Origin of the sequence: Tannerella forsythia 92A2 (assembly GCF_000238215.1) — a bacterium.
Classification (GTDB): Bacteria; Bacteroidota; Bacteroidia; order Bacteroidales; family Tannerellaceae; genus Tannerella; species Tannerella forsythia.
On record NC_016610.1, the window covers coordinates 324,336 to 347,654 of the forward strand.

The window sequence follows — 23,319 nt, forward strand, 5'->3', positions numbered from 1 at the left end:
AATTATATGTTTGTTGTAATAGGGCTTATGTTTACCGGAATCGCTTTGGGGTATCTGTTTCGAAAGAGATTGATAATTAGGCGATTCAGCAACCTGATGGGTTGGACTGTCTACTTGTTGCTTTTTTCTCTCGGAATTTCAGTAGGAAATAATCGTGAGATAATTTGTAATCTCCCGGCATTGGGAGGGCAAGCCTTATGGCTGGCTTTTGCCGGTACATTGGGTAGTGTTTGGGGAGCTTGGATCGTATATCGGAATTTCTTCAAAAATAAATCATAGTCTGATTTTTATATTTTTGATAACAGATGAGAGGGAGCCTTATTGTTGTTGCTTTTTTCGTAGCTGGATGTCTGACGGGTTGGATATTGGATACTTACGATATTCGCATCGAGGATGATCCGACACGTTATATTCTCTATTTTTTGATGCTTCAAGTTGGATTAGGAGTAGGAAGTGATAAACATATCATGCAAATACTGAAGACGGTACGTTTGCAATTACTATTGGTGCCGGTCGCTACGATAATAGGCACTCTCCTTTTTTCGACTTTAGCGGCTTTCTGTATTTCCCAATGGAGCATTTATGATTGCTTAGCCGTAGCAAGTGGCTTTGCCTATTATTCTTTATCGTCTGTGATGATTACTGATCTGAAATCCGTTTCATTGGGCGCACAATCGGCTGCGGAACTGGGTACGATTGCTTTAATAACTAATATTATTCGAGAAATGATGGCGCTTTTGGGGGCTCCTTTATGGGTTCGATTCTTTGGTCCTCTCGCTCCGATCTGTGCCGGTGGTGCGACAACAATGGATACTACTCTGCCTGTCATTACAAGATATTCAGGCAAAGATTTTGTCTTTATAGCCGTCCTGCATGGTATACTCGTTGATTTGACCGTCCCATTTGCGGTGAGCCTCTTTTGCGCATTGTAAACACTCGTCTGTGTTGCTGAGCCTGCCGAAGCGATACCAAAATCCAGCCTGTTACAAGTGGTGCATGAGAAGACGGAGATTTCGCACATAGGGAAATAATACGTACTTTTGCGGCAAAAAAATGGGATGCGGATGTGAACATCTGCGTCAAGGGGAACGATGAAGCTATTTTTTTTGAGCTTGGCCAGCGGGAGCAGCGGAAACTGTTATTATGTGGGTACATTCGATTACGGCATCCTGATTGATGCCGGCATCGGCATCCGAACCATTAAAAAAGTGCTGAAAGACCGGGGGATCGAATTTGAAAAGATTATGGGAGTACTTGTGACGCACGACCATGCCGACCATATCAAGACGATCGGCTGTCTGGGTGAACGTTGTCACATCCCCGTCTATGCCACCGAGGCCGTGCATGAGGGCATCGCCCGCAGCCGATATGTCGAGGAAACGTTGGTTCATTCGCGCCGCGTGATCGAGAAAGAAGTATCGTTTATGATCCGTGACTTCCGGATCAAAGCCTTCGAAGTACCACACGACAGCAGCGATAACGTCGGTTATCTGATTACTTACGGCAGTCATCGCCTGACAATTGCTACCGACGTGGGACATATCACGGACACGGTCAGCAAATATATACAAATGGCTAATCATCTGGTGTTAGAAGCAAATTATGACGAAGAGATGCTGCACTATGGAAATTATCCGGAATTCCTTAAAGAGCGTGTAGCCGGTCCGAGAGGACATCTGAGCAATCGTCAAGTTGCTGACTTTCTGGCTACTCATTATACGCCAACCTTAAAAAACATCTGGCTTTGCCATTTGAGTCGCGAAAACAACCATCCTGACCTGGCCTATAAAACGGTGGATTTACGCCTTTCGGAAGAAGGGATACGGGTCGGGAAAGATGTACACCTGACTACGCTCAAGCGCACGACTCCCTCCCCTCTCTTCGAGATCGATTCGTGAGACTACTCCAGCAAGTCGCGTATCTTAGCGTCAGCGCGCAATTCTATTTCAGGGGTAAGATTGTCTTTGAGATGTTTCATCAGAATGGCGATGACGGCCAAATCGTCCGTATAGCCCAGTCCGGCAATAAGATCGGGAACAAGGTCGATCGGCAGAATAAAATAGCCTAACGCCCCCACAATGTAAGCCTTGTCACGTAAGGGCACATGCTCGCTCTTCATCATATAATAAAGGAGAAGCACGGGACGCAGCACACTCGTACCGGCTTTTCGAGCGATACGTCGAACTTTGCGCCAAAAACGGTTGTCATCGTAATATTTACTGTACGAACCTGTTTCTTCAAGGCGTCGAATGGGCAGATTTTCATTATTCAATTCGTCCATTTCAGGCTGTTTCTGTTGTTTTGTCAAGGCAAAGATAATACATTATTTTCGGAATAAGGATAGAATCGGAAAGAAAGATTTGCAAAATCCGGAAAACGTATGTAATATTGACGGCATTTTTGGAGAATCGATTAGAAACATGATAAAATATTGAACAGACATGGGAGAACATAGATTCCAAGGCGAATGGCCGAAGATCGGGATTCGTCCGACGATTGACGGACGAATGGGAGGAGTGCGCGAATCACTCGAAAAACAGACAATGGATATGGCGAAAAGTGTCGTAAAACTACTGACAAAGACGCTGCAATACCCCGACGGCACACCGGTTGCGTGTGTGATCGCCGATTCAACCATCGGACGGGTGGCCGAGAGCGCCGCATGCACCGAAAAGTTCAGACGCGAGAACGTGGCGGTGACGATTACCGTCACCCCCTGCTGGTGCTACGGAAGCGAAACGATGGACATGGACCCGCACACGGTGAAAGCTGTCTGGGGATTTAATGGGACCGAACGTCCGGGAGCCGTTTACCTGGCAGCCGTATTGGCAGCTCACGCGCAAAAAGGACTGCCGGCCTTCGGCATCTACGGACATGAAGTGCAGGATGCTGATGCGAAAGACATCCCGGCCGATGTGCGCGACAAACTGTTGCGTTTTGCACGTGCAGCGATGGCGGTCGCTCTGATGCGCGGCAAATCGTACCTGTCGATCGGTGCCGTATGTATGGGAATTGCCGGTTCGATCGTCGATTCGAATTTCTTCGAGAATTACCTCGGTATGCGTTGCGAAGGAGTCGATGAGGTCGAAATCATCCGTCGCATGGAGAACGATATTTACGATAAAGAAGAATATAAAAAAGCGTTGGCGTGGGCAAAGAAAAATTGCAAGCAAGGCGAAGATATCATTAACCGCAAAGACTTGGCAAAGACGAAAGCCGAGCACGAAAAAGATTGGGAGTTTACTGTTAAGATGACCCTGATCGTGCGCGACCTGATGGTGGGTAATCCCAAACTCAAATCGCTCGGATTCGGTGAAGAAGCCCTCGGACATCACGCAATTGTTGCAGGTTTTCAAGGGCAGCGCCAATGGACGGACTTCTATCCGAACGGAGACTTTACGGAGGCGATCCTCAACTCGTCATACGACTGGAGCGGTATCCGCGCGCCATTCATTCTGGCCACCGAGAACGACTCGCTCAACGGAGCAGCCATGCTGTTCGGCCATTTGCTGACGAATACGGCGCAAATCTTTGCCGACGTCAGAACGTACTGGAGTCCCGAAGCCGTACTGCGTGTAACCGGTAAAAAGCTGACCGGCAAAGCGGCACAGGGAATCATCCACCTGATCAATTCCGGAGCGGCGACCCTCGACGGCTCCGGCCAGCAGAGCGACAAGAAAGGAAAGCCGGTGATGAAACCGTTCTGGGAGATCACAAAAGACGAAGCACAGGCTTGCCTCGACGCTACGACTTGGATGCCTGCTAATCGCGAATATTTCCGCGGTGGGGGCTATTCCTCGAAATTCCTGACCAAAGGAGGAATGCCGTGCACGATGATGCGCTTGAACATCGTCAAAGGCCTTGGCCCCGTACTGCAACTGGCCGAAGGATGGACGGTAGACCTCGACGAGAAATCATTCCGAATCCTCGATGATCGTACCGACAAGGGTTGGCCGACGACGTGGTTCGCACCGCGACTCACCGGCAAAGGCCCGTTCAAGGACGTCTATTCGGTCATGAACAACTGGGGAGCCAACCACGGAGCCATCAGCTTCGGACATATCGGCGCCGACCTGATCACGATGGCCTCAATGTTGCGGATCCCCGTTTGTATGCACAACGTGGAAGAAGACGATATCTTCCGGCCGGCTTCATGGAACGCCTTCGGTATGGATAAGGAAGGAGCGGACTATCGCGCCTGCAGCTCTTACGGTCCGCTCTACGGGAAATATTGAACGAAGAGCAGGCCATGAAGAAACAGTCGATCTTACATAAGGACGGGGTGAGCTATGTCATCCCGTTCGTTTTAATTACGTTTTGTTTCGCCCTGTGGGGCTTTGCCAACGACATCACCAACCCGATGGTCAAGGCGTTCTCAAAAATATTCCGCACCAGCGTGACCGAAGGAGCGCTCGTTCAGGTCGCATTCTACGGAGGTTACTTTGCGATGGCTTTTCCAGCTGCGATTTTTATCCGTAAATATTCGTACAAAGCCGGCATACTGATGGGACTTGCGCTGTATGCCGCCGGTGCATTCCTCTTCTTTCCGGCTAAGATGACCGGAAGTTATTACCCGTTTCTGATCGCTTATTTTATTCTGACCTGCGGACTCTCGTTCCTCGAAACGAGCGCTAATCCGTATATCCTTTCGATGGGAACGGAGGAGACGGCCACACAGCGGCTTAACTTCGCCCAGTCGTTCAATCCGATCGGCTCGCTGATGGGGATGTTCGTGGCCATGACATTTATTCAGGCACGGTTAGACCCGATGGATACGGCGCAACGTTCAATGCTCGACGATGCTCGGTTCGAAGTTGTCAAACAGTATGACTTGGGGGTCTTGATCACGCCTTACCTTATCATCGGCGTCGTCATTCTTGCGATGTTTCTCCTGATCCGTTTCGTGAAGATGCCGAAGAATGCCGACCGGTCGCACGCCATCGATTTCTTCCCGACACTGCGACGCATCTTTTCGCTTCCCCGCTATCGTGAAGGGGTGATTGCGCAGTTCTTCTATGTCGGTGTGCAGATCATGTGCTGGACGTTTATCATTCAGTATGGCACACGAATCTTTATGGAACAGGGCATGGCCGAGAAAAATGCCGAAGTGTTGAGTCAGCAATACAACATAGCTGCGATGGTGATTTTCTGTTGCAGCCGTTTCATTTGTACATTTCTGCTGAGGTATCTCAATCCCGGAAAACTGTTGATGATTCTGGCCGTTGCAGGTGGTCTGCTGACGCTCGGCGTCATCGGTTTCCGTGACATCAAGGGGCTATACTGCCTCGTGGGGGTGTCGGCCTGTATGTCACTGATGTTCCCGACCATTTACGGTATTGCGCTCAAAGGGCTTGGTGAAGATGCCAAGTTCGGAGCCGCCGGACTGATCATGTCCATCCTCGGCGGATCGGTGCTGCCGCCGTTGCAGGCCGCCATCATTGATCTGGACACTCTCAGAGGCTTTCCGGCAGTCAACTTGTCATTCGCTTTACCGCTGGTTTGTTTTGTCGTGATTGCCGCCTACGGCTTTCGTACATTTCGCTCGAGGGAAGTATCTTAACACTAAGACACATAGCGAATTGTTTCCCGGAGGTTATCGCTCGCATGTAGCGCCTCTCCCGGGAAACTTCGTTTTTGCAGTGTATAGAAAAATATCGTTGTGCCGTTCACCTGTACTTTAAGTCGTATTTTTTGAAAAGATGGCACATAAACAGGAAAATTTATACATTTGTCCCGTAGTAACGTAGTAAAGAAGTAATGTGGCAAGGTCGTATAAACTTTGTGCTTTTCACTCTTCTTTACGCCTTAATCATTTTACTGCTTTACTGCATGGAATATTGAATACTTACTTATAAGAAAATAAGAAATACGAAGAATGGGAAAAAAGAAAGTTTTTGTCAGCGGATGTTACGACATGCTACACAGCGGGCACGTTGCTTTTTTTGAAGAAGCGGCCACGCACGGCGACTTGTATGTCGGCATCGGCTCCGACAAAACCATCCATGAACTGAAAGCACGCAAAACGATTCACACGGAAGACGAACGTCTTTACATGGTTAGAGCCCTGAAGAGTGTCAAAGAGGCATGGGTGAACAGCGGTAGCGGAGTGCTTGACTTCGTCGAAGATCTGAAACGCTTGCAGCCGGATATCTTTTTCGTCAACAGCGACGGACATACGCCGGCTAAGGAGCGGCTATGCCAAGAATTGGGCATTCGGTACATCGTCAGTCAACGGATTCCGCACGGCGGTCTGCCCGTTCGTTCAACAACGGCGTTACGGAAAGAATGTCTGATTCCTTATCGGCTTGATCTGGCCGGAGGTTGGCTCGATCAACCTTCCGTCAGCAAGTATTGCCCCGGCGCTGTTCTGACAATAAGTATCGAACCGGACTACGAATTCAACGATCGTAGCGGAATGTCGACAAGCTCACGTAAAAAAGCAATCGAATTATGGCAGGCGGATATTCCGGAAGGAGATAAAGAAAAACTGGCGCGTACTTTATTCTGTTTTGAGAATCCGCCGGGAACGAAATACGTCAGTGGCTCACAGGATTCGCTGGGTATTGTGCTGCCGGGATTGAACCGGCTCTACTATAACGGAGACTACTGGCCGGAATCGATCGAATCGATAACCGATCGTGATCTGTTGGGATGGATCGAAGAGCGTCTGTGGCTTGTCCCTCTGTCTCCGCGTCATGCCGAATACGACGTACTTGCAGACACGCACATCAACGAATCCGATGCACAGCGCCTGAGTCAGGCGGCCGAGGCATGTTGGCAAGCGTTGAAAGCAAAAGATGTAATCGCTTGGGGAAAGGCAGCGTCAGACAGTTTCGAGGCGCAGGTGGCTATGTTCCCCAACATGATCATCTCCGAAGTGTCAACTGTTTTAGAAACATATAAATCAAAGGTATTGGGATGGAAGATAAGCGGTGCGGGCGGCGGAGGCTATCTCGTTTTCGTCAGTGAGCAGCCTGTCGAAAAGGCCATTCAAATACGTATCAGAAGAGGATAACAAGATGAAAGGAATTGTTTTAGCCGGAGGTTCAGGGACACGCCTGTACCCCATCACAAAAGGGATATCGAAACAGATGATCCCTATCTACGACAAGCCGATGATATATTATCCAATATCGGTACTCATGCTGGCCGGTATACGGGATATTTTGATTATCTCTACTCCTTGGGACTTACCCGGTTTTCAGCGTCTGTTAGGCGACGGATCGGACTGGGGAGTCCGCTTCGAATATGCCGAACAGCCTTCGCCCGACGGATTGGCACAGGCGTTTATTATTGGGGCGGATTTTATTGGAGAAGAAGATGTTTGCCTTATATTGGGCGATAACATTTTCTACGGGCAACGTTTTACACAAATGTTAAAAACCGCAGTTTTTAACGTTTGCGAAGAACAAAATGCAACCGTCTTCGGTTATTACGTAAACGATCCCGAACGATATGGCGTAGCGACGTTCGATAAGCAAGGGAACGTACTGAGCATTGAAGAAAAACCAGAACATGCGCAATCGAACTATGCCGTTGTCGGACTTTATTTCTATCCGAACGAGGTGGTCGAAATAGCTCGCAACGTTCGACCGTCAGCTCGCGGAGAACTGGAAATCACTTCGGTGAACCAGGCATTTCTAAATCGCGGACGACTAAAAGTCGAGCTGCTCGGGCGTGGGTTTGCATGGTTGGACACCGGTACCCACACCTCTCTGACCGAGGCTTCCACTTTTGTAGAGGTGATTGAGCGGCGGCAGGGGCTGAAAATCGCTTGTGTAGAAGAAATAGCTTTCCGGCAGGGTTGGATCGGTACGGATCAGTTGAAAAGAAATGCAGAACCGATGATGAAAAATCCGTATGGAGAATATTTGATGAAACTATGGATGGAAAGTCAGAACAGTCTGTAGAACATCCATCAAACACTCGTATGAGAAACGGGAAGACGGATTCATAGATATCTGGTGATCAACATAAGAAAGAGTAGCGAAGGCATTGAAAAAAATTCAGAACAAAATACATATTTTATTTGTTTGGAAGAAAAAAAGGATTACCTTTGCCGCGAAATGTGTATTAGCAAATGTATAGATATAATATTAGGTTATTGTTTAATAAAATATGAATAGATTATGAAGACTAAGGTATTACTTTTAGCGATGTTATTCGGAGCTGCATTGTCTGTTTCTGCGCAGCAATACCAGCCGCAGGTAGGCTTCAGCACCGAGAACGGTTCGAAAACGAACTTTAAGAAAAACAAGGCAACGGATAACATGTTTATCTCGTTGGCCGGAGGTGGAAACATCTTGTTTGGAGACTTGAACGGCAATGCCGACTTTGCCGATCGTATTGCCCCGTCGGGAGCGATCTCTATCGGTAAATGGTACAACCCATACATGGCCTTCCGTTTGCAAGTGAATGGCGGTAAGATGAAAAATTACAGCTATGTAAAAGATTATAAGAGCGATAACGCACAAGATTTCTGGTGGATCAATCCGCATGTGGACATCATGTGGGATGTAACCAATTTCTGGGCTCCTTACAAAGAATCGAAAGTGTTCCGCTTCATTCCGTTCGTAGGTCTGGGTTACGCACTTCGCCCGGGTTATAGCGACAAGAATAACAACAGTTTCCCGAGAGCTGAGTCGGCATCGATCAACGGGGGTGTTCAATTCATGTTCCGTCTGGGCAAACGTGTGGATTTGTTCTTAGAAGGACAATACACCCTGCTGGGGGAGCACTGGAACTGGGATTCTCACGCACGTCCTCGCTACGACCGTCCGGTACAGGCTATGTTGGGTCTGAACTTCAACCTCGGAAGAAAAGAGTTTGAAGTACTTGAGCCGATGGATTACGATTTGCTGAACGACCTGAATTCTCAGATCAACGCATTGCGTGCTGAAAATGCTGAGTTGAGCAAACGTCCGGAATTCTGTCCGGAATGTCCGAAGTGCCCGGAAGTGAAAGAACCGCGTGAAAATCTGCAAAACGTAGTTTACTTCCGTCTGAACAGCGCAAGAATCGACAAACATCAGGAAGTTAGCATCTTCAATACAGCCGAATATGCAAAGAAACACAGCTTGCCGATCAAGTTGGTTGGTTATGCAGACAGAAAGACAGGTAACCCGGACTACAACAAAGGCATTTCTGAAAGACGTGCAAGAGCGGTTGCGAAACAGCTTATCGACAAATACGGTATCTCTTCCGACAACATCTCTATCGAGTGGATGGGTGATACAGTTCAGCCGTATGCTGAAAATGCTTGGAACCGTGTGGTTATCATGAATACAGACGATAAATAATCAATCGTAAGACCATAACCGAAAAGGCCGGTGGATTTCTTCCATCGGCTTTTTTTTGTCTTTATATTTTTGTAGCTTTGTCACCGCTATAAACAACATATGTCTCCGATTGAAAAAATAATGTCTTCATATCGAACGATGTTGCTGTTGTTCACGATGTATGCCGTGGGACTCTCGGCAGCAACGCTCATCGAGAAAGCGCATGGTTCGACATTGGCTAAAGTATTGATCTACTATTCTCCCTTATTTTTTCTCCTTCAGCTTTTACTGATCGCCAACTTTGCGGCCATTATACGACGGCGACAGTTCTTGCAAAAGAAGCGTTGGAGCATGTTGCTCGTGCATTTCTCATGGGTTGTCATCCTGTCAGGATCCGTCATTTCGCATCTGTTCGGTGTAGAAGGCACGATTCATCTGAGAGAAGGAGAGAAGAAGGACCGGATTCATATTCGCTCCAATCACGGACAACGGATGGCCCCCTTACCGTTCGAGATCGAACTGGAACGATTTACCTTGACCCGTTATCCCGGCTCCGCAAGCCCCTCGTCGTACGAAAGCAATCTACTCGTTTATGTTGATGATGGGGAGGTGCATCGGGAATGTGTCTTTATGAATAATGTGCTCGATGTAAAAGGCTACCGTTTCTTTCAGGCGTCATTCGATCCCGATGAAGGCGGGACGATTCTTTCGGTCAACAAAGATGTCGCGGGACGTAATGTGACGTATGCAGGCTATCTTTTACTCATGGTCGGATTCATCGGATGTGTGGTGAGACGAAACAGTCGTTTACGCCGGTTGATCAGTCAACTGAAAAATCATACGACCGTTTTTCTTTTCCTGCCCTGCATGCTTCCTGTCAGCGTATGGAGCATGCCGGATCGGGCTGCAATGAAGAAAGCAGTCTTGCAAATCCATATTCCAGACGAGCACCTCGCGCGGTTCGGATCGCTTCCGGTACAATCGATGAACGGACGCATGATCCCGGTCCATACATTCTCGTCCGAGATATTGCGCAAATTGCATAAAAAGAGTACAATCGACGGGCTAAGCGCCGATCGTTTTCTGTTGAGTCTGTTGACTATGCCGGAGATGTGGATGTATGTGCCTTTCATGGCATTGCCGGATAACGAACTGGCAGCATATTATGACCTGACAAAAGGCGAATGCGCCTATGCCGAGCTGTTCCATCCGGATGGAACATATAAGTTACAGGTGCGCCTTGAGGAAGCTTACCGAAAAATACCGACACAGCGGTCGGGATTCGATAAAGACCTCATCAAGCTGGACGAACAGATCAATATCTTTCATCAAGTAGCAAACGGACAGCTGCTCCGCATCTTCCCGCATGAGACGGACACCAACAGCCGCTGGTATGCTCCGGGAGACGATTTATCGGCATACGGCGGAGCCGATTCGGTGTTTGTTTCGCAGAGTTTTGCAGCATATCTCTCGGAGGTGAGGCGGGCATTGAAGTCGGGCGATTGGAGCAAGGCTGACGATGCGTTGCAGAGGATCAGAAACTATCAGGAAGAAAAGAGTCGTACGATCGACATCGATGCGGACCGCATCCGGTTGGAAGTGATGTATAATAAACTGGATCCGTTCCGTCGATGCAAGATCGGTTATTTATCTTTGGGCGGGATGATGCTATTGCTTTCGTTTATCTTGTTCTTTAAAGATTCCCGATGGATTCGCCGTATGCTCGGGGTACTGTCCTTGGGGGTGGGAACAGTCTTTGCGTTTCATATTCTGGGTATGGGATTTCGATGGTTTATAGGAGGGTATGCCCCATGGAGTAACTCGTATGAAACGATGGTTTATATGGCATGGGCTACCGCTTTGGCCGGCTTTTTGTTTATGCGCCGCAACCCGATGACTTTTGCATTAGCCACCCTGTTCGCCGGCGTGATCCTGTTCGTGTCGGGGCTGAATTGGATGGACCCGCAGATCAATCCGTTAGTGCCCGTTTTGAAGTCGCCGTGGCTTATGTTTCACGTAGCTGTCCTCATGATGGCTTACGGTTTTTTCGGTATCTCCTGTCTGATCGGGATAACGAGTCTGACGATGATGAGCATACTCGGAAAAGAGCGGATAAAACATCACGCCCGGTCGTTCCGTGAACTGGGTATCATCAATGAAATCGCTTTACTTGCGGGGCTGATGTTGATGACGATCGGTACTTTCATGGGCGCCGTATGGGCCAATGAATCATGGGGACGCTACTGGGGATGGGATCCGAAAGAGACGTGGGCGTTGATAACGATCGTCGTTTATACGATGGTCACCCATCTCCATCTACTGCCTCAATGGTACAACCTCTGGTCGCTCAATCTGTGTTCGGTTATAGCCTTTGCTTCGGTATTAATGACGTATTTCGGGGTGAACTATTTCCTGAGCGGCATGCATTCGTACGGGCAAAACGACAGTATCCAAGGCCTCTTTATCTATCTGTATATCATAGCCGGTATAGTAGCCGTACTGATTGTCACCGCACGGAAAGGACGGTTCCTGAAAATGAATTGTATAAAACACAACTTATATGAAACATAAAATCAATCGTACATGTCAGACAGGTCTGCTGTTTGTACTGGGTCTTATCCATGGTTCGGCACAGAGTGCAACTTTGACGACGCTGCGGGGAGTCGCTCCGCTCGAAGTAGACCAACCGTTGGCCGTTGACTCGGTCGACCAGAAAGGTAACTCGTTTAATCATGAGAAGTTACTGAAACTAAATCTGACGGTGCCGGAACAAGCGGCCTTTACCCAGCCATACGAAGCCGATACGGCCGGACTGTTTCATCTCGCTTCAGGAACGGAGAAACCATTTGTACAACTTTTCTCTTTCTATGTGCACGGAGAAGCATACGGAAAAGTGAAGGTGAAAGTCGTTACTCCTGCATTGGCCGAGCTGTTTGTGAATGGCACATCGGTTTCGACAAAGACGACCGCCGAAGAGTCACAAGCTCAGGCGAAGGAGTTATCCGCTACGCTCGCTCCGTATCCGCAGACCGCCCGGGTGGTAGTTAAGTTATTCTCTCCGTCGGCAACAAACGCGGGAACGACTTTGAAAATAATGCTCGAAAACGACGCAAAGAGTTCGGCCGGATGGTTGGTCTCGCATGATTCGAAACGCCGGATCGTGCTGGACGATATCATTAAGGGAAAACGTGTGAGCGGAACGTCGATATCTCCGCAGGGAAATTATGTGTTGATTTCCTATACCGAGTCGTATGGAAAGAGAACCTCCTACTCCACAGAACTGTACCATGTCCAAACCGGCCGACGGGTAACGATCGATACAGACCGACAAAAGCGCGGTCTACGATGGATGCCAAGAACCGAGCGTCTGGTTTACCATCCGAAAGCCGGCGACCGGACGCATCTCGTAACCATCCGGCCGGAAACGCTCGAAGAAGAGATATTAGCCGAAGATATTCCGGAGGAATCGTTCCTGATCTCACCGGACGAGAAAGCGTTGTTCTACACAAAAGCCGATGAAACGGACGAGAAGCCGGGAAACATTTTTCGCATGCATACGTTGACGGAACGCACCGGACATAAACCGCGCCACGCCTTTATTTATCGTTACGATTTAGCGACGGGACTGACCCGCCAGTTGACCTTCGGGGCACATCACACGCAGTTGAATGACGTGAGCCGGGACGGTCGCTACATCCTGTTCTCGACTACCGAAGAGACGATCACGGAACGACCTTTCCGTAAATCATCCCTGTTCCGTCTCGACCTCAAGACGATGACGGCCGATACGTTGTGGTGGAAAGATCGATTCGCTTCGTACGCGCAGTTTTCGCCCGACGGAAAGCTGCTCTTGATTCTGGGTGCTCCCGAGTCTTTCGGCGGGATCGGGCTGAATGTAGCCGAGGGGCAAATTGCCAACAGTTACGATACGCAGGCTTTTCTGATGGATTTATCGACAAAGAAGATCGAGCCGATCACGAAGGATTTTAATCCGAGCCTGATGAGAGGGCAATGGAGCGCCGACAGCCGGACGATTTACTTTCAGGCGGAAGATGAAGACCGTGTTTGCCTGTATAGATACGACCTGAATACGAAACGATATACGCGCCTGCCATCCGAAGAAGAAGTGGTGAACGGGTTTGAAGTCGCAGAACATGCTCCCGTGCTTGCTTATTCGGGAGTGAGCCTTTCCAACTCGACACGTGCCTATATATATAATGTAAGGACAGGAAGAATGACCCGGATCGCCGATCCTTACCGGCGGCAGCTGTCGCAACTGACGCTCGGCGAAGTGAAGAACTGGAACTTCATGAATTCGGATCGTACCGAAATCAAAGGATACTATTACCTGCCCCCCGACTTCGATACCACGAAAAAGTATCCGATGATTGTATATTATTACGGAGGTACTTCGCCTGTGGAGCGACGTTTCGAAAGCCGTTACCCGATGCACGTTTACGCGGCGATGGGCTATGTCGTGTACGTGCTTCAACCGAGTGGCGCCACCGGGTTCGGCCAGCGGTTCTCAGCCCTGCACGTCAATACGTGGGGACGGCGTTCGTCGGACGATATCATCGAAGGGACGAAGAAGTTTATCGCCGAACATCCTTTTGTCGATTCCACGAAGATCGGATGTATGGGCGCGTCATACGGAGGTTTCATGACGATGTATCTCCAGACACGCACGGATATGTTTGCCGCTGCCGTATCGCACGCGGGTATCAGCTCCATCAGCAGTTACTGGGGCGAAGGCTATTGGGGGTATTCGTACAGCACGGCAGCCAGCGCCGGCAGTTATCCGTGGAATAACCGGGAGTTATACGTCGATCAGAGCCCGTTGTTCCATGCTGACAAGATCAAGACGCCGATCTTACTCGTTCATGGTACGGCCGATACGAATGTGCCGCCCGGAGAAAGCATTCAGATGTACACCGCTTTGAAGATTCTGGGCAAGCCGGCCGAACTCCTTCAGGTTGAAGGAGAGAATCACCAGATCCTCGATTACGAGAAACGCCTGAAATGGAACGAATCGATCTTCGCGTGGTTCGAGAAATGGCTGAAAGGAGACGCTTCGTGGTGGAACGATCTCTATCGGGATTGAATTTAGGATGGAGAATGAATAGAATTAGCAGGAATGTTTTATTTATAAATGATTCGATATGAAAGCCAATTTTACAGCCAGCACAATCTGCCGGATGAAAATGCTTGCTCTGACAGTGCTGTTCTTCCTGATGCTGTCGGGGTGTTCCATTTTCAGGAGTTCGTCCCGATTCCGGAACGAAGACATCAAGCTGGGAGTTAGCAAAGCGTTTATTTTGGAAAAGTACGGTCAGCCTTTTAAGGAAGAACTATACACGGAAGATGGCGATACGATTGAAGTGTTATGCTACAAGGAAGGTCTTTATGCGAGCCTGAATGAGCACATGGTAAGCACGTTTTTCGTTTTCAGAAATGGGAAACTTGAGAGGAAAGAACAGACAGATGAATTAGTTAAACGTAATAATGAGTAAAATGAGACAAACAAAGATTCTGCCAAAAATGAAAACGGCCGGCGCGTGGAGCTTCCTGATGCTCGCCATCGTGGCAACGGCCTGCAAGCGCAGCGGCGGAGAGGAGGGCGGTCAGCCTTCATCCTTACAAAATCTGACACAGTATGTCGATCCGTACATCGGGACGGGCGATCATGGGCACGTATTCGTCGGGGCGAACGTTCCGTTCGGGCTCGTACAGGTGGGCCCGACGAATTACAGTCAGGGGTGGGACTGGTGCTCCGGTTATCATATCACGGACTCGACGATTATCGGATTTGGACAGATGCACCTGAGCGGGACGGGTATCGGCGACCTCGGCGATATCTCGTTGATGCCGGCCGTCAGCGAGGTGAAACTGACACGCGGCGACCTGAGCGATCCCGCTTCGGGCATCTATTCGCTGTTCAGCCGATCGACGGAGAAGGTACGCCCCGGTTATTACGCCGTGCGGCTGGATCGCTTCGGCATCGATGTGGAACTGACGGCTACGAAGCGCGTCGGATTTCATAAGTTCACCTTCCCGAAATCGGCCGATGCCCAAGTGATTTTCGACCTTGAGCACGGCATCGGGTGGGATCGCCCGGTCGATGGTGTCGTCATGCAGGAGAATGATACGACCGTATCGGGTTATCGTTGCTCGCAGGGATGGGCTCACGATCAGCGCATCTATTTCACGGCCGTCTTCTCGAAGCCGCTCAAAGGCTTCCGGCAGGAGCGAAGAGAGCTGAAAGAAGGTGCGTCGGCAGCGTACGGACAGGCGTTTTTCGAGACGGAAGATAACGAGACGGTTTACGTGAAAGTAGCCCTTTCGCCCGTGAGCGCCGAGAATGCGAAGATGAATCTGCAGGCCGAGCTGCCGGGCTGGGACTTTGAAGGCACAGCGGCTCAGGCCGACAAGGCGTGGAACGAGGAGCTGAACAAGGTGGTGGTCGATGCCGACGAACGCACGAAGCGCATCTTCTACACCGCGCTCTATCATACGATGATTGCTCCGTCGGAGTTCTGCGATGTCAACAAGGACTATTTCGGGACGGACAAGGCCGTGCACCCTCAGGCCGGATTTACGAACTATACAACCTTCTCGCTGTGGGACACCTACCGTGCGGCACATCCGCTGATGACGCTGATTCACCCCGAGAAAATGTCGGATATCGTCCGCACCATGCTGGCGATTTATCAGGAGCAGGGCAAACTGCCCGTCTGGCATCTGATGGCGAACGAAACGGATTGCATGGTCGGTAATCCGGGCATCTGCGTGGTAGCCGACGCCGTGCTGAAAGGGTTCGACGGATTCGATAAGGAGCTGGCGTTCGAGGCGATGAAGACCTCGGCCATGCTCGATGAAAGAGGCCAGGGCTACATAAAGGAATACGGCTATATCCCCTTCGATAAGGAAGTGGAGTCGGTGGCCAAAACGATGGAGTACGCGATTGCGAACTGGAGCGTGGCGCAAGTAGCCAAACAGATGGGTAAGGAAGAAGATGCCGCCTATTTCACGAAGTTGAGCAAGGCTTATACGCATTATTTCGACCCGTCGACCGGGTTTATGCGCGGAAAAGACTCGAAGGGGAATTTCCGTACACCGTTCGATCCGTTCCACTCCGTGCACCGCGAGAACGATTATACCGAGGGAACGGCATGGCAATACACGTGGCTCGTACCGCACGATGTGGAAGGGCTGGTCGCACTGTTCGGCAGTCGCGAAGCCTTTGAACAGAAGCTCGACTCGCTCTTCATCGTCTCCGGCGATATGGGTGCGGATGCCTCGCCCGACATCAGCGGACTGATCGGCCAGTATGCGCACGGCAACGAGCCGGGCCACCACGTGCTCTACCTCTATTCGTGCATCGGTAAACCCGCCAAGACGGCCGAGAAAGTGCGTTTCGTGCTCGACAGCCTTTATTCCGACCGTCCTGTAGGACTTTGCGGCAACGAAGACGTCGGTCAGATGTCGGCTTGGTACGTCCTGTCGGCGCTCGGCATGTATCAGGTAGAACCTGCCGGCGGACGTTACTTCTTCGGCAGCCCCGTGGTGAACGAAGCCACGCTGCAAGTCGGCGACGGCAAGACGTTCCGGATCGTCGCCAAGAACAACAGCGCGGCGAATAAATACATCCGGTCGGTTACGCTGAACGGCGCTCCCTATGATAAATCGTACATCGACTTCGCCGCGATAACGGCCGGCGGAGTGCTGGAGTTTACTATGGGATCCGAACCCGCAGATTTTTTGTAAGTTTGCACCCCAAAAACGTAAACGAATGAATGTTTCTTCAAGAACGAAAGGACTTGTTATCATATTGCTTGCTATCCCCTTCCTGCTCTTTGCGCAAGGCGAAGACGAAGATTGGCGCGAACGGATGAAATTGCTGATTTATACCCCACGTTATTTCGGGCCAAATGCTTTCCCGATTTCAGAACTGCGGAGTGGTCGTATCGGTACACGCTGGGAGTTGGAACTGAGAGGAGAGTATCATTACTGTACGGGTGATAAGACGAGCGATCTCTTCGCCCGGCTCTTTATTCCGATAGCCCATGGCAAGGCGGGGGTGGAAATAGCCGGAGTCGTCACGGAAAATTACGAGACGACGGAGGCTGTAAAGCTCGAGCGTCGTGCCGCGGAAACAAAACCTCCCTTCCGCTGTTACGGCGACGTGCTGATTCATTCGTTCTATCAGGTGCTTCGCAACGATCGCTGGTGTGACTTGATGGTGAGCGCCAACCTGAAAACGGCCAGCGGAGGCCGTCTGGCCGATGCACGTTATACGGATGCGGCCTCGTACTGGTTCGATCTGACGGCAGGCCGCAACCTGCTTCAAAATGCCGACGGATCGGCAGCACTGCGCTTGCAGGGCCTGCTCGGCTTCTATTGCTGGATGACGAACGACCTTGTGCATCGCCAGAACGACGCCTTGCTCTACGGCTTCGGGATGAGCGCGAAATTATACAACGTATCGCTCGCGGCCGATTATTCGGGATTCTACGGCTACAAAAACAACGGCGATTATCCGGTTACTTTGCGCACCAAATTTGAATACGAGATTAAAAAGAACATCATCTCCATACGCTTTAAGCACGGAATGTACGACAATCTGTACGACAGCTATTCGTTAGCCTATATCCGGTGTTTTTAGCGCACCCGCCCCTATATTTTCTTCCTGTCCCACGCCGACCAGCGCAAATAGGCGACACTGACGATCAATAAGCCTGAAAAGTAGACGATTTCTGCAATAAAACAGATATGCACGGGCTGTTGAAGCCAAATACCCGAAACATAAATAAACAGGGTGTAGACGACCAGAACGATCATCTCAAGCCCAAACGCCGAACGCGTATTTCCCGTACCCGATACCCCGCTGAACACGATACTCGCCACCGAGCAACACAATGTGGCCAAAGCAATGACATAAACCGACGGTACGGACGATGCAATCAGCGATACGTCGTTCGTATAAATCGAAAGAATCGTTTCCGGAAACAAAGAGAGCATGGCCGAGAATAAGAGCATGACGCCCATCGAGATTCCGGCAATGCGGCGAATCAGCGGAATCACCATCGGGAACTTACCCGCTCCCATCAGGTTGCTGACCATCGTGTTCGTCGTTGTAGACAATGCATTGACCGGAATGAACATCACGATGTAGATGCTCCGGACGATGTTGGCAATAGCCAGTTCACGCTGGCCGAGCCGTTCCACGACAATGAAAAACAGGAAGAAGGTACTCATCGACACGAAATATTGCAGCATCATAAATACCGAAATGTTCAGTATCTGACGGAGCAGCTTCAGGTCGAACGAACGGAAACGGTTCAAACCGTACTTCCGGCGATCGACCGTCAGAAAGGTGTAGACAAGGAAGAAGACGACGGCAAACGCCTCGGCTGCCACCGACGCGATGGCCGCGCCCTGAAGACCCATCTTCGGCAGTCCGGCATGGCCGAAAATCAGCAGATAATCCAGCAGGACATTGACAACCGCCATCACCACAGCGCTAAGCGTTAAGACCTTCGTTCTCGTTATTCCGACAAACAAGGCGCGGAACATGACATTGACGAACGAAAAGAAGAATCCGAACAGCCGCCAGTCGAGATACTCCATCGTCGCGTTCCAAATCTCTCCCGACGAGATCATCAGCCGCATCAGATTACCTGCCCACATCCGCGAAACCAGAAACAGCCCCCCCGCTAATGCCATGAGAAACAGGATGCCCTGAATCACCACAGGGCCGATGGCCGGAAAATTCCGCTCGCCGTTCCGGCGGCCGATCACGATCTGAGAACCTGTACTGAATCCGAATGCAATCGTAAAGGCGCAGATATAATACAGCCCGCCCATGGCCGAAGCGCCTAATTCCACTTCGCCCACACGCCCCAAAAAGGCCGTATCCGTTACGTTAATCACATTTTGCGCCAGCAAACTGAGAAAGATCGGATAGCTTATATTCCAGATATGTCTGTTCGTATACATCAATAAAAAAGGTCTGTCGTCTTGTGCCGGCAGACCTGTCCTTTTCTTTTAAACGCCCGATGCGTTACGCTTTTATTTCAGTTTATTCGTTGCCGTGTCGGGGAAAATGACAGCCGGTTTGAAAGTTTTCGCCTCCTCGAAATCCATCGTAGCATACGAAAGGATGATCACGATATCGCCGGGTTGTACCCTCCGCGCGGCCGCTCCGTTCAGGCAAATAATCCCCGAATCGCGCTCGCCGGCAATCACGTAGGTCTCGAAACGCTCGCCGTTGTTATTGTTCAGTATCTGTACTTTCTCGTTCTCGATCAGGTTGGCGGCCTCCATCAACGACCGGTCGATCGTGATGCTGCCGATGTAGTTCAGGTTGGCATCCGTGACCGTCACCCGATGAATTTTCGATTTTAACACCTCGATAAGCATACTTCTTTTTCTCCCTTTAATTTAATATTTGATATTATCAATCAGCCGCACATCACCGCAATAAACAGCCGCACATCCAACCGCCCCGGCCGTTTCGTCCCATGAACGAATCGGCTGCAAACTCGTTGCATCAACGATCTCAAAATATTCGACACGCAACGGCGGATGCTCGTTCAGCGTTTTCGTTACCCATGCTTTCGTTTCCTCCACCGTTCTTGAGGCTGCAAAGATACAACTTTCTTTCAACGTACGCGAAATTACCGGAGCAATCCGCCGCTGTTCAGACGTCAGACGTACGTTGCGGCTGCTCAGCGCCAGCCCGTCTGCTTCGCGTACGATCGGACAGGGCACAATCTCTACAGGCAGCTTCAACCAACGGGTCATCGACCGGATCACAGCGATCTGCTGAAAGTCTTTCTCTCCGAAATACGCCCGATCCGGTTCGATAATCGTGAATAGCTTGCTGACAATCTGAGCTACTCCGTTGAAGTGCCCCGGACGAAAAGCACCTTCCATCACCGTAGCCACTGCTCCAAGGTCGAACACACGGGTGTCCGGTTCGGGATACATCTCCTCGTCCGAAGGAGCAAAGACATACCGGCATCCGGCTTTCTCGAGCAATGCACAATCCTGCTCCAAGGTGCGGGGATACGTCTCCAGATCACGTTTGTCATTGAACTGAGTGGGATTGACGAACACACTGACCACACATACATCATTCTCCTCCACACAACGGTTTACCAGACTCAAATGACCGGCATGCAATGCACCCATCGTAGGCACTAATCCCACACGCTTGCCGGCACTGCGTTCGGCATCCAAAGTGGACCTCAATGCTGCAATACAATTTATTATCTTCATTTCTAAATAGCTATAGTTACTTATGAAAAGCTGAACCCTACGTTCCAAAAATCGACTGCAAAGCAACAAAATAACTTGAACATAACACCGTCTCTTCGGCAACAAATACATTTCTTTTAAGATTCATTCTGAAAATGAAAGCACCGTTTAACCGTTTTTTTTACTACCTTTGTGGTCGATTTTATTTTGCCGAAAAAATGGACGCTAAGAAAATATTGTTTATCGCTCAAGAAATCTCCCCCTATCTGCCGGAGTCCGAGATAGCGAATATATGTCGCCATCTCCCTCAGGGGATACAGGAACAAGGATGCGAAATCAGAACGTTCATGCCCAAATACGGATGCATCAACGAACGCCGTAATCAACTGCACGAAGTCATCCGGTTATCCGGGATGAACCTGATCATTGACGATACCGATCATCCGTTAATCATCAAGGTGGCTTCGATTCAATCAGCGCGGATGCAGGTCTATTTTATTGATAACGAAGACTTCTTTCAACGCAAAGCGACGGTCTCCGACGAAAAGGGAAACGGATTTAAGGATAACGACGAACGCGCCATCTTTTATGTGCGCGGGGTCTTTGAAACGATCAAAAAACTTCGGTGGATTCCCGACATCATTCACTGCCACGGCTGGTTCACGGCCTTAGCTCCGCTGTATCTGAAACGAATGTATTCAGACGACCCGTGTTTTGCCCGTACGAAAGTGGTGTACTCCATTTATGATAAATCATTTAAGTCTACCCTAAACAAAGACCTGAGCAAAAAACTGAAACAAGACGGAGCCGCAACAAGAGACTTGAAAATACTCGAAAAAAATGATTGCATCTCGCTCTCCAAATTAGCAGTCCAATTTTCGGATGGAATCATACAGGGCAGTTCGAAAATAGACAAACGGTTAGGAGAATTTATCGCACAAAGCAAGAAACGTTTTCTTCCCTATCAGAATACGGAACATTATGTTCAGGCCTATAACGAATTTTATAATACGATTTTAAAGAGATAAGATGAAGATAAAACATGCAGCAGCCCTCCTGCTCTTAGGAGGAATTTCACTTTTCAGCGGATGCAACGACGACTTGACCTTGGTCGGTTCTACGATTCAACCGCAGGGGGATCGTAATACGGTCTATACCGATACGTTTCGGATGACGGCCTCCACCGTGAAGCGGGACTCGCTCTATGCCAAAACCACAAGAGGCTTGCTGGGGGAAATCTATGACCCGTTATACGGACATTTGAAGTCAGACTATCTGTGTCAGTTTTATTGCGCTGAAAATTACCGGTTCCCTCATAAACCTCACCAGGGAGAGGTGGATTCGGTGAAGTTGAATATCCGCTTCTATTTCTGGAATGGAGACGGGCAGGCTCTGATGCGAGCCAGAGCGTATGCGGTCAACAAACCTATCGAAAAGAACTATTATACCAACCTTAATCCCGCAGATTACTGCGATATGCAAAATGTGTTTGGAACACAAGTATATACAACATCCGGTTGCTTTAGCGATTCTGTTTCAACGGGACGGAAAGACCAGAAAACGAACAGGGAGATTAAACAGGCAAGGTACGCACTAAAGATCGCGTTGCCGCGAGAATGGGGCACCCGATTTTATAACGAAACGGTCAACAACCCGTCATCGTTTGCTACCCAAGAAGCTTTCAACCGTTTTTTCCCGGGATTATATATCACGACCGATTACGGAAGTGGAAATATTTTGAATGTAAGCGATACGCAATTGTATTTTTATTATCGGCGCCCGAAGAGCAGTAAGAACGACACGCTGGTACGTGACTCCGTCATGTTTCAGGTTACGAAGGAAGTGATACAGCACAGCCGATTCCTGCATACCGACGAGGAGAAATTGCTGACGCCGAACGATCAATATGCGTATGTTAAAACACCTGCCGGCATTTATCCCCGCTTAGTGATTCCGAGCCGGGAAATTGCCAAGACCATAAAAGGTCGTTTCACAAACAATTTGATGCTCAGCTTGAAATATGATCCCCAAGAGAACTGGAAGTACGCGATGTCTCCGCCTCCCTATCTGATGCTTATGCCCGAAGATTCGCTACGGACATTCTTTGAGAACCGGAGCATCGAAAATAATGCAACCACCTTCCTCTCAAGGGACAATACACGCGTAAGCACGCAGTATGGCTATGACCCGGCAACCCGGACGTATTATTTTTCGAACATCATCAACTTACTGAATATACACATTAAAGAAAAACCGGATGAAGACCTTCGCCTTCTGATCGTGCCTGTAGAAAGAGACTTTGCAACTACAACGGATCGATTCGGAAATGTAACGGGCTACTACACAAGAGCAATCCATAATTACCTGATGCTTTCGGGGGTAAAATTCCCGATTGATCAGGAACATATGAAGATCGTTGTCGTTTCCAACAAATATACAGGCAAGTGATTGATCCCCCCCGCCCCTCACGGGATGGGGGACGGTTCTTGTCCAAGCCTCACGACGGGCTTGGAAGAATAACATAGGCTCTCTCAGCTTATTTTCATTTCAGATTGTCCAAATTCTAAAAGACTTAAACACGGACAGACCTCCGAATCCGGATAGGACATTTTACCCTGTGATTTTTTTGCGTGGCTACGCAAAAAATCTCTTTTTTTATCAACCTCTGCGGTATTCCTGCGCACCTCACGCCTACCTTTGCATCGTTTTAATAAAAAGAATAACGAATTTATTATGTAAACAAAGATGAATGAACTGTGACTGAAAACCCGGAGAAAAGTCG

Annotated in this window: 19 protein-coding genes; 15 read left to right on the forward strand and 4 right to left on the reverse strand. The window is 49.5% G+C overall.

The window, feature by feature from the left end; translation table 11 throughout:
* Window positions 1-27: 27 nt before the first annotated feature.
* The 3 genes from BFO_RS01375 to BFO_RS01385 all read left to right on the forward strand — a co-directional run bounded on the left by BFO_RS01375 (window position 28) and on the right by BFO_RS01385 (window position 1,898).
* The gene (locus BFO_RS01375) at window positions 28-279 is read left to right on the forward strand and encodes a LysO family transporter (RefSeq protein ID WP_014223763.1); all 252 of its coding nucleotides are present in this window, start codon (window positions 28-30) and stop codon (window positions 277-279) included.
* Window positions 280-305: 26 nt separating this feature from the next.
* Window positions 306-932 (forward strand): lysine exporter LysO family protein, encoded by a 627-nt coding sequence (locus tag BFO_RS01380; RefSeq protein ID WP_014223764.1) that lies wholly within the window; start codon window positions 306-308, stop codon window positions 930-932.
* Between the two features lie 159 nt (window positions 933-1,091).
* Entirely contained in the window at window positions 1,092-1,898 is an 807-nt protein-coding gene (locus tag BFO_RS01385; RefSeq protein WP_014223765.1) for an MBL fold metallo-hydrolase, read from the forward strand.
* Window positions 1,899-1,900: 2 nt separating this feature from the next.
* Here BFO_RS01385 and BFO_RS01390 read toward each other — a convergent pair whose 3' ends face one another.
* Window positions 1,901-2,281 (reverse strand): YkvA family protein, encoded by a 381-nt coding sequence (locus tag BFO_RS01390; RefSeq protein ID WP_014223766.1) that lies wholly within the window; start codon window positions 2,279-2,281, stop codon window positions 1,901-1,903.
* Between the two features lie 160 nt (window positions 2,282-2,441).
* Here BFO_RS01390 and BFO_RS01395 point away from each other — a divergent pair, with 160 nt between their 5' ends.
* From BFO_RS01395 to BFO_RS01440, 10 genes are all read left to right on the forward strand, one after another.
* Window positions 2,442-4,235, forward strand: a complete 1,794-nt coding sequence (locus BFO_RS01395; protein WP_014223768.1) for an L-fucose isomerase — start codon at window positions 2,442-2,444, stop codon at window positions 4,233-4,235.
* Window positions 4,236-4,249: 14 nt separating this feature from the next.
* A complete protein-coding gene (gene fucP, locus BFO_RS01400) occupies window positions 4,250-5,560 on the forward strand; it encodes an L-fucose:H+ symporter permease (RefSeq protein ID WP_041591021.1) in 1,311 nt (436 codons plus the stop codon).
* A 315-nt stretch (window positions 5,561-5,875) separates the two neighbouring features.
* Window positions 5,876-7,015, forward strand: coding sequence for an adenylyltransferase/cytidyltransferase family protein (locus BFO_RS01405; protein ID WP_014223770.1), 1,140 nt, complete (start codon window positions 5,876-5,878; stop codon window positions 7,013-7,015).
* A gap of 4 nt (window positions 7,016-7,019) precedes the next feature.
* Window positions 7,020-7,910, forward strand: a complete 891-nt coding sequence (gene rfbA / locus BFO_RS01410; protein WP_014223771.1) for a glucose-1-phosphate thymidylyltransferase RfbA — start codon at window positions 7,020-7,022, stop codon at window positions 7,908-7,910.
* 219 nt (window positions 7,911-8,129) lie between these two features.
* The gene (locus BFO_RS01415; RefSeq protein ID WP_041590550.1) at window positions 8,130-9,299 is read left to right on the forward strand and encodes an OmpA family protein; all 1,170 of its coding nucleotides are present in this window, start codon (window positions 8,130-8,132) and stop codon (window positions 9,297-9,299) included.
* Between the two features lie 99 nt (window positions 9,300-9,398).
* Entirely contained in the window at window positions 9,399-11,849 is a 2,451-nt protein-coding gene (gene ccsA, locus BFO_RS01420) for a cytochrome c biogenesis protein CcsA (RefSeq protein ID WP_014223774.1), read from the forward strand.
* Entirely contained in the window at window positions 11,839-14,379 is a 2,541-nt protein-coding gene (locus BFO_RS01425; protein ID WP_014223775.1) for a S9 family peptidase, read from the forward strand. Before ccsA ends, BFO_RS01425 begins: the two co-directional genes overlap by 11 nt.
* 58 nt (window positions 14,380-14,437) lie before the next feature.
* A complete protein-coding gene (locus tag BFO_RS01430; protein WP_014223776.1) occupies window positions 14,438-14,788 on the forward strand; it encodes a non-ribosomal peptide synthetase family protein in 351 nt (116 codons plus the stop codon).
* A gap of 1 nt (window position 14,789) precedes the next feature.
* On the forward strand, window positions 14,790-17,042 hold the full coding sequence (locus tag BFO_RS01435; protein WP_041590552.1) for a GH92 family glycosyl hydrolase: 2,253 nt from the start codon (window positions 14,790-14,792) through the stop codon (window positions 17,040-17,042).
* Between the two features lie 25 nt (window positions 17,043-17,067).
* Complete coding sequence (locus BFO_RS01440) at window positions 17,068-17,940, forward strand: hypothetical protein (protein WP_014223778.1); 873 nt, start codon at window positions 17,068-17,070, stop codon at window positions 17,938-17,940.
* An 11-nt stretch (window positions 17,941-17,951) separates the two neighbouring features.
* Here the strand turns inward: BFO_RS01440 and BFO_RS01445 are convergent, their stop codons facing one another.
* From BFO_RS01445 to panC, 3 genes are all read right to left on the reverse strand, one after another.
* The gene (locus tag BFO_RS01445) at window positions 17,952-19,274 is read right to left on the reverse strand and encodes an MATE family efflux transporter (protein WP_014223779.1); all 1,323 of its coding nucleotides are present in this window, start codon (window positions 19,272-19,274) and stop codon (window positions 17,952-17,954) included.
* A 72-nt stretch (window positions 19,275-19,346) separates the two neighbouring features.
* On the reverse strand, window positions 19,347-19,697 hold the full coding sequence (gene panD, locus BFO_RS01450) for an aspartate 1-decarboxylase (protein WP_014223780.1): 351 nt from the start codon (window positions 19,695-19,697) through the stop codon (window positions 19,347-19,349).
* A 21-nt stretch (window positions 19,698-19,718) separates the two neighbouring features.
* Window positions 19,719-20,558, reverse strand: a complete 840-nt coding sequence (gene panC, locus BFO_RS01455; RefSeq protein WP_041590553.1) for a pantoate--beta-alanine ligase — start codon at window positions 20,556-20,558, stop codon at window positions 19,719-19,721.
* 197 nt (window positions 20,559-20,755) lie between these two features.
* On the opposite strand from panC, the gene BFO_RS01460 reads away from it, so the two are divergent.
* Both BFO_RS01460 and BFO_RS01465 read left to right on the forward strand, forming a co-directional pair.
* The gene (locus BFO_RS01460) at window positions 20,756-21,565 is read left to right on the forward strand and encodes a glycogen/starch synthase (RefSeq protein WP_041591022.1); all 810 of its coding nucleotides are present in this window, start codon (window positions 20,756-20,758) and stop codon (window positions 21,563-21,565) included.
* Window position 21,566: 1 nt separating this feature from the next.
* Window positions 21,567-22,985, forward strand: a complete 1,419-nt coding sequence (locus BFO_RS01465; protein WP_014223783.1) for a DUF4270 domain-containing protein — start codon at window positions 21,567-21,569, stop codon at window positions 22,983-22,985.
* The last annotated feature ends 334 nt before the right edge of the window (window positions 22,986-23,319 follow it).